The organism is Microcystis sp. M44BS1, from assembly GCF_020244875.1.
In the GTDB taxonomy this organism is placed as follows: domain Bacteria; phylum Cyanobacteriota; class Cyanobacteriia; order Cyanobacteriales; family Microcystaceae; genus Microcystis; species Microcystis panniformis.
On record NZ_JADBVM010000231.1, the window covers coordinates 21,309 to 31,928 of the forward strand.

Here is a 10,620-nt window from a genome sequence, read left to right on the forward strand (position 1 = left end):
CTGGCAAAAGGGGATCAAAAAGTGGATCAGATGGTAGGTTGACGTTTGACGAGATTTATGTTAAGGTCTGGCGAAATCAGATTATGGGATGAAGATGTGGAAACCCTTCGTAAGGCTAAAGATGCTTATGAGGGAGACTATTCTTGTGCTTCGGAGAAAATAGAGAAAATATTAATAGAAGCAAGTCGATGGTTACTTGAGGCATTTCTCGAAGAATACCGTAGTCAAACAAAAACTTCCAGTTATACCATTCGATTAAATGTTTTGAAAGCTTGGATGACAGAATCTCAGCCAAAATCTAGAGCAACTAAAGAGGTTTTAGAACCAAAGGGTAAGAAATTGTACTTACAAAATGAATCTGATTTTAAAAGATTTGAAAATCAGAAGAAAAGCGCGTACAGAATTGAAGATATTAATGATAATTTAATTCATTTAACCTTAGCAGATATTAATTATCTATTAGATTTGTCTATTTTAAAGGTAATTGGCATATCTACAGATAGTTTGCGGTTTTGTACTGAAAAAAAATATGGACTAGGAAAAAAAGGGCAAAGAACCTCTAAACAGTCTTATATTGTTCAAGCTTATTGCGAAGTATTAGGACTAGATTTTGACAGCTTAGAATGTTGTCAAAATCATCATCAAAACCCAAAAAATCAACGAACAAATAATGAAAAAATTTATCATGTTTTGACAAAATTTAATTACACTAATCTAGTAAATTTTACTGATAAAATAGCCGCTAAACCTTTACGAGAAGGCAGTATTTATATTCCCCCTTGTCCTCATCAATATCGTGTTTTGTGTTTGCGTCGTTTACACGAACAAATCTTGATCACTAATAATTTGCCCGTTAAACCTATTGTTTTTAAATTTCAAGGAGATGGTCAGGAAGAATGGGATAGCTATAGTCTTCATGAACATTTTTTCAATAATTCTGGAGGAATTAAAAATTTAAAAGCTAATAATTTTTGTTTGATTTTTGAAGGAATTGATTGTGCAGACTTTTCCCGTTTAAAAGACATTGATTCATTTTGGCAAAACTTAAAAAAAGCTAGTCAAATACAAAATAGTCCCATTCCGGGCTTTTTATTAATGATTTGGTTAGATTATGGAGAAGGGAATGATTGGAGAGATAAGGACAAATTATCAGAATTAAGTCCTATTCACCGCTTACAGATTGACTCTCGCTTTGAACAACGGTCTTTTCAGGAAATTATTCCTACTTTTGCTCAACAACTTCAGTTAGGTTGTGACTTACAGGATGAAACCACAGACTTATTTAAATCTACCTTGCAGCAATTATGGAAAAATAGCGATCAAGGCAAGATAGAAGACACACTGAAAGCTTTTTATCAACAATTTCAAGGACAATTATCGAGGGAAAATAGATGGCTAAACTATCCTTAACCTACACGGGAAAAATTCAACCCAAATCGGATCTTTATTATGAACCGATTCAACAGAAAATTTATCCCTATGACGCAGGTGATGAGTTAATAGAAGTTGTTAACTTGGCTATTGAATTGGGAATGCCTTTGTTACTAGAAGGTGAACCGGGATGTGGCAAAAGTCGTCTAGCTCATGCCTTAGTTTATGAATTTAATTATCGTCAGGAAAGTAATCCTATAAAATATTATGAGTGGATAGTTCAATCTACAAGTAAAGCGGAAGATAGTCTCTATCAATATGATTATATTGGTCGTTTACAAGCTGCTCAAATTAGCGGAATTTTAAGCCAAAAAGAAATAGAAGAATCTTCTTCTGAGCCAAAAAATCCAGCTACTTCAAAAGATTGGGTTGATTTACAACCCTTGGGTAAAGCATTTAAACAAAGTAAAGATAAACAAGAACAATCGGTAGTATTAATTGATGAAATAGATAAAGCGGATCGAGATTTTCCTAATGATTTACTTTTAGCCATTGAATCTCGTCGTTTTTTCATTAAAGAAACAGGAGAATTAATTCAAGCAAATGATCAAGCTTTTCCTCTGATTATCATTACCAGTAATCAAGAAAAAAACTTACCCAATGCTTTTCTGAGACGTTGCATTTATCACTATATTGAGCTACCCAACCAAGAAAGATTAAGAAAGATATTAACCGAACGTTTTACCGACGCTGAACAAGAGGTTATCATCAAAGCAGTGGACCGTTTTCAGGAAGTGAGAACATCACAAGACGAGACTAAATCTGAAGGAGAAAAAAAAGTTAGCACCAGTGAATTAATAGCCTGGTTTAAATCGTTGCTCAAGTACAAACCTGAAGAAATTATCGCCAAATTAAACGGGGACAAATTACCCCACGCTAGTGTTTTACTAAAAAGCCGTACTGATTTACAAGATTATGGAACAAGAGGTTAAAAAAGCCAATGATATCCCCCCTACTTGACCTATTTTATCAACTCAGAGACGAAGAAGGATTTCTGCTGTCTATTGAACAATATTATCGGGTGGAAAATTACCTAATTCAAAAACTCGCCAATGATTCTGATATTGCTATTCAAGAGAATCCCAACTTAGAGAATCCTAAAATTAAACTTCTTTGTCAAGCTTTATGGGTTAAATCCCTAGAAGAAAGACAAAAGTTTGATCAGGCCTGGACAGAGATGCTACAATTCCAACCAGAAATAAATATAGAAATAGCCCAAAAAATACCTATTCGTCATCCAGAAGAATCGATTAGCAAAATCATAAACCCGATGGATGATAGGGAATCTCCCTCATTAGAAATTACCCCTTCTGGGGATACAAAAATAGCACCGGAGACTTCATTTCCACAAATTGCCACAGCTATTGAAAAGCGAAAAAAAATCACCTCCTTAGATAATCCTGATTATTATCCTATTGGCATCGCTAAGTTACAAGAAAGTTGGCAGCAACTGCGTCCATTACCCCTAGAAAGTCCTCGACAAACTTGGGATCTAAAAGCTACGGTGATGGCAACGGCTAAACGAGGCTTTTTTGATCAAATAATTTACCAAAAGAAACAACTTTATCGCCGAGAAATTATTATTTTTATTGATTGTTCTGACTCGATGATTCCCTTTGCAGGATTTGGGCGAATAATGAAGCAAACTTGGGCAAATGTTCCCCATTTTTACTTTGATAATCTGATTAGAGACGAGGTTTTACGACAAGAAAACGGTTGGGAAAGTCAATCTTTAAGCAAAGTTCTCTCTAACTATTCTCCGGAAGTAACCAGTTGTCTAATTCTTAGTGATGCGGGTGCCGCTAGAAAACGTTATGTAGAAGAGCGCTTGAGCGCAACAGAAACCCTTATCCGACGATTTAGCCGAAGATTTAGCCGAGTCGCATGGTTAAACCCCTTACCCTATCATCGATGGTATGGGACAACTGCGATCGATATTGCTGATTTAGCTGAAGATATACCCAATTTTTCCATGTTTGAACTAACCACAGAGGACTGGGAAAACTTGATAACATGGCTAAAAGAAGAAGCTATCCCACCCCGTCATTTATTTAATCCTAATCAGTTTCAACAAGGGGATAATTGGGATGAGGATGAAGATTTTTTTAGCGCAGAAAGCCGTTTAAGATTATTTGAAGAAGAAAACGAACCAAACACCAGAGAACTAGCGAAAAGAGCGGCATTTCCCCTTAGTTTATCCCCTAATTTACTTTATTATCTGCGTCAACATCAAGATAAAAATAATCAAGCTCCTTGGTATGTGATCGCTGATATTTTACTGTCCAGTTTAGTCCGCAAAATAGATCGAGAACTTTATGAAATGTCTCCCGATGTTCGTAAACTACTATTAGAAAAATTAACCCCAGAGGAACTCAAATCTCTGGCCTATCAGTTACAAACCTATATTCAGGAACAAATCGGTGATTATTGCTCAAAATCGGTTTATTGGCAAAATCAACAATGGTTAGCTCTTGCCTACCTAAAACCTAGTCAAGCGGTCAATGAAATCAGACAGGTACTAGCAGAAGCTATCAAAAATAATAACCGAGTGCGTCTTGTGAGATTGACAGCTTTATTAGAAAATATATCCGCTGCTTTAGCCGATTATGAACCCTTGTTATTGCTTAATGAACCGATTGCCGCCTATTCTAGAGGGGATTTAAACCACGTTGGCAATGTCCAAAAACGTTTAATAGACGAAGTAGCCGCTATTGTTCCCTACAATGAAAACCTTTTCCTTTTTACCGCAGAAACGGTATTGGTTAATGAAACAGGCAAAGTTATCGAGAGAAAACCTGTTAAAGCCTATTTTTACGATGAAAACCTTCCGGAAGTTGGCAACCGGAAAAAAGCTCAAAACTATATCCGCATGATGTATATTCCCCAAGGAGAATTCTGGATGGGAACGGGATATGGGGAAATCTTTAGACTGATTAAAAGATTTAGTTGGGACGAATTTAAAAAGGAAAGACCACAACACCTAGTCAAAGTCCCCGCTTTCCATATCAGTCAAACCCCGATTACCCAGGCCCAGTGGAGAGCAGTTGCCGCAACTGCTAAAATAGACATCAACCTGAAGACAAACCCCTCTCGCTTCAAAGGGGATGGGCTACCCGTAGAAAGAGTCGACTGGTATCAAGCAACAGAATTCTGTCAACGACTATCAAGGGAAACAAAACGGGAATATCGGCTACCGAGTGAGGCAGAATGGGAGTACGCCTGTAGAGCGGGGACAACAACCGCCTTTCACTTTGGGGAAACGATAACGGCAGATTTAGCTAACTATCGAGCTACTGAAACTTATGCCGATGAACCTACAGGAGAATATCGACAACAAACGACTCCCGTGGGACAATTTCCCCCAAACGCTTTTGGGTTATACGATATGCACGGCAATGTCTGGGAGTGGTGCGCCGATACTTGGCACGATAATTATGACGGTGCGCCGACGGATGGCAGTGTCTGGATAGAAAATGGGGCTGATAATCGTTCTCCGTTGCGGGGCGGTTCTTGGTTCTTCAATCCTCTTTTCTGCCGTTCCGCTTTCCGCCTCATCTACGACCGCCGCGGCTTCGTCAACAGCTTCGGTTTTCGGGTGGTGTGCGGTGCTGGGAGGACCCTGTAACCCTTTTTCTCTTTTTTTTTCCCTTTTTTTTCCCTCATTCCCTTTTCCGGAATTTTTTTGGGAAAGTTATAGCACAAGTGTATTAGTTTAGGGGTTATACTAAATCTGGTTATTTGGGTTCTCCCCCCTGCTCCCCTTGATAAGGGGGGTGTCGATCCCCCCTGCTCCCCTTGATAAGGGGGGGTGTCCATGAGTAGAAAACGGGTTTCTCGGAGAAACCCGTTTTCTGTGCTGAAAAAGTACGAGCGAAGCATTCGGATAGAAAATCTACGGTTTCAGCAATAGGTTATTGCCCGAATGCTTCGCCCCTACAGGATGCGGGCCGATGAAGACGCAGGGATAGGTTATACTAAATCTGGTTATTAAAGACTGATTATTTATTCCCCTTTTTGCATGAGTGCCTCTTGCATGAGTGCCTGTCTTCATAAGTAGCCTATACTCAAAGGATTTAGGATTATCACCCAGATAAAACATCCTATAATGAAAGGACAAGAAAAATTAGTCCAAGAAACCCTTAGCCAACCTGATGAAATTCGACGTAGCCGCAGTGACCCTAATGTTTATCTTTTTTATAAACTTCAACGACCAAAACGTTGGCTCTGTGCCATTATCCGAAAACTCAATGGTGATGGCTTCCTAATTACCACTTATCCCACCGATGCAATTAAAGAAGGGGAAATTTTATGGCAGAAGTAAACGTTTATTATGATCCGATGGGCAATACCTTAACCGTGTGGTTTGGCGATCGCTCTTCAGAATATCTCTGCGAAGAAACCGGCGACGAAGTTATTTTAATGAAAAATCAAAAAGGCGAAGTTATTGGTTTTGAAAAACTTAACTATAGGATTTCTGAGAACACGAATCTTAAAATTTCCCTAGAAACTGCCATCCCTCTTTAAACAATAAAGGCGAAAAATAACACTTAAGTAGCTGGGTTATAATTAAATTAAAAATGGATTTTAAGTTCGATCCCCCCTGCCCCCCTTGATAAGGGGGGTGTCTGATAGTTTTTAACGCCTACCTACTTAATCTCTCTATGAAAATCACTCATCAAAAAGTTAACTTAAAAGCTCCCAAAACGGAGACAGCCTATTGGCGTAGTCAATCGTACCAAACGAGACTATCGGCCTTAGAAGAAATTCGTCAAGAATATCATCAATATAAATATAATGCTGAACCAAGACTTCAAAGAGTTTATACAATTGTTAAACGATAATCAAGTGCGTTATCTCGTCTTAGGCGGCTATGCCGTTGCCTTACATGGCTATCCTCGTTATACTAAAGATATTGATATTTGGATAGAAATGAGTTCGTTAAATGCCTATAATCTAATCAAAGCCTTAGAAGGGTTCGGTTTTGGTTCTTTAGGATTAACAATTGATGACTTTTTAACGCCAGATCAAGTGATACAATTAGGTTATCCTCCTAACCGTATTGATTTAATTACAACCCCCGATGGGGTAGAGTTCCAAACTTGTTACTTATCCAGAATTGAGGTTAAAATTGACGATATTATTGTTAACTTTATCGACTTAGAAAATCTTAAAAAAAACAAAAAAGCATCAGGTAGATTACAAGATTTAGCCGATTTAGAAAATCTAGAAATAGATTAGAGCTATTGATAATTTACCTCGTACCTCGTTGCAAGGGTCTCCCTTGCAACGCATTTCTAGAGGTTCTACCTCTTGCTTAACCCATCAGGAAACGGAGAAAGACCCTCCCTTGTGTAGTTCCAAACCCTTGCCTTTTGCCTCTCTCTTCCCCGACCGGCGACCGACTCCTAACCCCACCAACAAACTTTTTCAGCAGCCCCTAGATACCTTTCGAGAAAAAATTTTTTTGCACAGGGAGTCCTTAAAATAGAAGAGGGAACCCAAAACCGAGCTGCCGGTATTTTTTCTCTGGGCATGGTGGCGCAGTTTATAGAATTTAGCTGGAATTTATGAATCATTTTCTGCATTCTTTCACTGTTTTTCCTGATTCTGCCCGAAAATCTCGCTCTTACTCCCTGGGTAAACTGCGACGACCCTTAATCTTCCTGTTTACCGTCGGTTGTCTGACTAGCGTGGTCGGTTATCGTTTCTATAATCAGCCGAAATTGGCCGTCGGGACTATTTCCCCCGTTACGATTATCGCCCCCGAAGATGCCCGTTTTCAAGACCAAGAAACCACCGCCCTCAAACGCCAAAAAATTCGGGCTGGACTGCTTCCCAGGCTGAAAAGAGACCCCCAAACCACCGCCCAGATAGAGCGATCGCTGCGAGACACTTTAGGGCAATTAAGTCAAATTAGCCCAATTTTGCGAAGAAATTCCATTTTAATGGGCAGAAATATTTCCAACGCCACAATGGAAATGCTGCTCACCTTTTCTGCCGCTCAATGGTCAACTCTACAGAGCCGCCTCAACTATGAAGAATCTTTTACAAACCTCTTGACAAAAGAGCAGGAATATGCTGTTAGCGAAATCCAAGCCTATCGTCAGCGCGTGGCCAAGGGGAACTTTGAGCAATTTATCGATCGATTAGGGCAATTACGGCAAATAAAGGAGCAAACCAGCCAAAATTATCGGCATTCCAGCTTAAATAAACTCAAATACGCCGATCTGATCACAGCGGCCCAAATGGGCGATCGAGAGTGGCCAAACCTAGAAACAGCCATCCTGCAAGCGAGTCGCCGGATTTTGGTGCAAGGCATTCCCCCAGGGATTTCCACCAGTCACCTACAGGATACCATCGCCGTGCAGATTAGCAGCGATCGCCTAACCAGTCGCCAGCAGTCTTTAGCCGAAAATATCCTTCTGGCGGTCCTAGAGGGACAAACGAACCTGATAGAAGATCGAGAGGCCACCAAAGAACAAGCCACTAAAGCGGTGGAAGCGGTAGATATGGTCATGTCTAGCGCTCAAGCCGGTCAAATTATCGTTAAAGCAGGCGAAAAAATTACTCAAGCTCAGTTTGTTCTCATCGATGGTTTTGGTTTGAGCGAACGGGGCATTAACTGGATGGGTTTAGGGTCAACGGCAATCCTTGTCACCAGCGCGATCGGGACTTTTTGCCTCGTTGCTCAACGTCTCCATCGGCCTCTGCGTCACCGGGATTTTCTGCTCTTGGGTTTACTGAGTTTTACCACACCGATCCTAGCGATCGCCCATATTCCCTTTACCAATCTGGCAGCCGTGGGTTTATTAGTCAGCAGTTTCTATGGCCCGACTCTGGCCGTCACCCAAGTCCTCTTAACTGCCGGTCTTTCCCTATTCAGCATCCAAGGCATCAGCGCCGATTTAATCGCCGGGACGATTGGGGGACTATTAGCGGCGATCATAGCGGCAAAATTGCGCTCCCGGGATGAATTATCGCTCCTAGGGATGGGAATCGGAGTCAGTCAAGGGGGTGTTTATCTGCTCACCTACCTAATCGTTAGCGCCACGGCCAGCACAATCATCTATACTCTACTACCCACGGCGCTCATCTATGGTCTATCGGGAATAGCTTGGACGGTAATCGCCCTAGGATTATCCCCCTATTTGGAACGCTGTTTCGATGTGGTGACTCCCATTCGTCTGGTGGAGTTGTCCAATCCTAATTGTAGTTTGCTCAAACGTTTGGCCACGGAAGCGCCGGGTACTTTTCAACATACCCTTTTTGTCGCCTGTTTAGCTGAAGCGGCCGCCCGAAAACTGCACTGTAATGTGGAATTAATTCGCACAGGAACCCTTTATCACGATATCGGGAAAATGCACGATCCTCTCGGTTTTATTGAAAATCAAATGGGTGGCCCGAATAAACACGATGAAATTAACGATCCCTACGTCAGCGCCGAGATTATTAAAAAGCACGTTAGCGAAGGGTTAGTCATGGCCCGCAGACACGGTTTACCGCGAGTAGTCCGCGATTTTATTCCTGAACACCAAGGCAATCTCTTAATTTCCTATTTTTATCAGCAAGCTTTGCAAAAATCCGCCCAAAATGGTCAAGAATTCGTCGATGAGGCGGCTTTTCGCTACGATGGTCCGATTCCCCAATCGCGAGAAACGGCGATCGTTATGTTAGCCGATAGTAGCGAGGCCGCTTTGCGATCGCTGAAGGAGGCCTCCCCAGAACAAGCCATGGATATGATCAAAAAGATTTTTCAGGCCCGATGGCGCGATCAACAATTAGTAGATAGTGGTATTCGTCAGGAGGAATTACCAATTATTGCCGAGGTTTTTGTGCAGGTTTGGCAACAATTCCACCATCAACGCATTGCCTACCCGAAAGCAGTTTTAGAAGTCTCCTCAGCCGAAAAAAAATAAGAGATAACAGCAAAAAATTAAGGATAATTACCAAAATGCTACTAATTACTCTCAGCGAAAATACTTTATCTTTATCTCCGGGCAGTCAAGTTATTTTTCCGTATCAGACTTGGGAAGATTACGAAAGATTGCTGAGTTTACGTCTCCAAAAAACCTATCCCAAACTCTATTTTAATCGCAAAACGCAAGAAATTAGGCTTATGTCTCCTTTACCAAGTCATGGCAAACGTATCAATCTTTTAAGTGATTTAGTAAAAATTATTCTCCGTCGTCAAGGTAAAGACTGGGAATGTTTTGATCCGATTACCTTGAAAATGCCGGGAGAAGCAGGAGTAGAACCAGATACTTGTTTTTATATTGATAATAGACAGGCAATTTTAGGCAAAGAAAGAATTGATTTAACTGTTGATCCTCCTCCCGATTTAGCTATAGAAGTGGATTTTACTTCTCTGACTGATGTAGGAGCTTATCAATTGCTAAAAATCCCCGAATTGTGGGTTTATCGTCGGGAAGAATTAAAAATATATTTGTTAATAGAAGACAGTTATCAAGAAAGGGAAAATAGTCGTCTCTTTCCCGATATAAATATCAAGAAACTTTTTCCCTATTATGTAGAATTAGGCTGGAATCAAGGTTCTAGTCTTGCTTTACGTCAGTTTGAAGCTTTAGAGAATTTTAGTTAAAACACTTTTTGTATAAAAGTGAGCCATGTACCCAATTAATCCCCCCTTAATCCACGCTTAATAAGGCTTGATCCCCCCTGCCCCCCTTAATAAGGGGGTGCCGATAGGCGGGGGGATCTGACAAACTAAAGATAATTACCAAAATGCTACTAATTACTCTCAACGAAAATACTTTATCTTTATCTCCGGGCAGTCAAGTTATTTTTCCGTATCAGACTTGGGAAGATTACGAAAGATTGCTGAGTTTACGTCTCCAAAAAACCTATCCCAAACTCTATTTTAATCGCAAAACTCAAGAAATTAGGCTTATGTCTCCTTTACCAAGTCATGGCAATCGTGTTGATACATTAAGGGATTTAGTAAAAATTATCCTCCGTCGTCAAGGTAAAGACTGGCAATGTTTTGATCCGATTACCTTGAAAATGCTGGGAGAAGCGGGATTAGAACCAGATACTTGTTTTTATATTGATAATAGACAGGCAATTTTAGGCAAAGAAAGAATTGATTTAACTGTTGATCCTCCTCCCGATTTAGCTATAGAAGTGGATTTTACTTCTCTGACTGATGTGGGTGCTTATCAATTGTTGAAA

Annotated in this window: 10 protein-coding genes; all 10 read left to right on the forward strand. The window is 40.5% G+C overall.

Going from position 1 to position 10,620, the window contains the following annotated elements; translation table 11 throughout:
• Nucleotides 1–57: 57 nt before the first annotated feature.
• Entirely contained in the window at nt 58–1,410 is a 1,353-nt protein-coding gene (locus IM515_RS17925) for a hypothetical protein (protein WP_287628092.1), read from the forward strand.
• The gene (locus IM515_RS17930; protein WP_287628091.1) at nt 1,392–2,363 is read left to right on the forward strand and encodes an AAA family ATPase; all 972 of its coding nucleotides are present in this window, start codon (nt 1,392–1,394) and stop codon (nt 2,361–2,363) included. The genes IM515_RS17925 and IM515_RS17930 overlap by 19 nt, the downstream gene beginning before the upstream one ends.
• Nucleotides 2,364–2,371: 8 nt before the next feature.
• The gene (locus IM515_RS17935; RefSeq protein WP_287628090.1) at nt 2,372–5,056 is read left to right on the forward strand and encodes an SUMF1/EgtB/PvdO family nonheme iron enzyme; all 2,685 of its coding nucleotides are present in this window, start codon (nt 2,372–2,374) and stop codon (nt 5,054–5,056) included.
• 480 nt (nt 5,057–5,536) lie between these two features.
• Nucleotides 5,537–5,752: a hypothetical protein gene (locus IM515_RS17940; RefSeq protein ID WP_071846534.1), complete on the forward strand. Its 216-nt coding sequence runs from the start codon at nt 5,537–5,539 to the stop codon at nt 5,750–5,752.
• Nucleotides 5,740–5,955, forward strand: coding sequence for a DUF2283 domain-containing protein (locus IM515_RS17945; protein ID WP_061432682.1), 216 nt, complete (start codon nt 5,740–5,742; stop codon nt 5,953–5,955). Before IM515_RS17940 ends, IM515_RS17945 begins: the two co-directional genes overlap by 13 nt.
• Before the next feature lie 137 nt (nt 5,956–6,092).
• Nucleotides 6,093–6,272 (forward strand): hypothetical protein, encoded by a 180-nt coding sequence (locus IM515_RS17950; protein WP_079209363.1) that lies wholly within the window; start codon nt 6,093–6,095, stop codon nt 6,270–6,272.
• The gene (locus tag IM515_RS17955) at nt 6,259–6,669 is read left to right on the forward strand and encodes a hypothetical protein (protein WP_235614777.1); all 411 of its coding nucleotides are present in this window, start codon (nt 6,259–6,261) and stop codon (nt 6,667–6,669) included. The genes IM515_RS17950 and IM515_RS17955 overlap by 14 nt, the downstream gene beginning before the upstream one ends.
• Nucleotides 6,670–6,998: 329 nt before the next feature.
• Complete coding sequence (locus IM515_RS17960; protein ID WP_287628088.1) at nt 6,999–9,347, forward strand: HD family phosphohydrolase; 2,349 nt, start codon at nt 6,999–7,001, stop codon at nt 9,345–9,347.
• A gap of 35 nt (nt 9,348–9,382) precedes the next feature.
• Entirely contained in the window at nt 9,383–10,030 is a 648-nt protein-coding gene (locus IM515_RS17965) for a Uma2 family endonuclease (RefSeq protein ID WP_287633096.1), read from the forward strand.
• Between the two features lie 143 nt (nt 10,031–10,173).
• The coding region (locus IM515_RS17970) for a Uma2 family endonuclease (protein WP_287698106.1) at nt 10,174–10,620 on the forward strand (447 nt) is incomplete at its 3' end.

Coding starts and splice junctions, on each gene's coding strand:
- IM515_RS17945 (WP_061432682.1), top strand. CDS start 5,740: ATGGCAGAAGTAAACGTTTATTATGATCCGATGGGCAATACCTTAACC.
- IM515_RS17950 (WP_079209363.1), top strand. CDS start 6,093: ATGAAAATCACTCATCAAAAAGTTAACTTAAAAGCTCCCAAAACGGAG.
- IM515_RS17930 (WP_287628091.1), top strand. CDS start 1,392: ATGGCTAAACTATCCTTAACCTACACGGGAAAAATTCAACCCAAATCG.
- IM515_RS17925 (WP_287628092.1), top strand. CDS start 58: ATGTTAAGGTCTGGCGAAATCAGATTATGGGATGAAGATGTGGAAACC.
- IM515_RS17940 (WP_071846534.1), top strand. CDS start 5,537: ATGAAAGGACAAGAAAAATTAGTCCAAGAAACCCTTAGCCAACCTGAT.
- IM515_RS17965 (WP_287633096.1), top strand. CDS start 9,383: ATGCTACTAATTACTCTCAGCGAAAATACTTTATCTTTATCTCCGGGC.
- IM515_RS17935 (WP_287628090.1), top strand. CDS start 2,372: ATGATATCCCCCCTACTTGACCTATTTTATCAACTCAGAGACGAAGAA.
- IM515_RS17960 (WP_287628088.1), top strand. CDS start 6,999: ATGAATCATTTTCTGCATTCTTTCACTGTTTTTCCTGATTCTGCCCGA.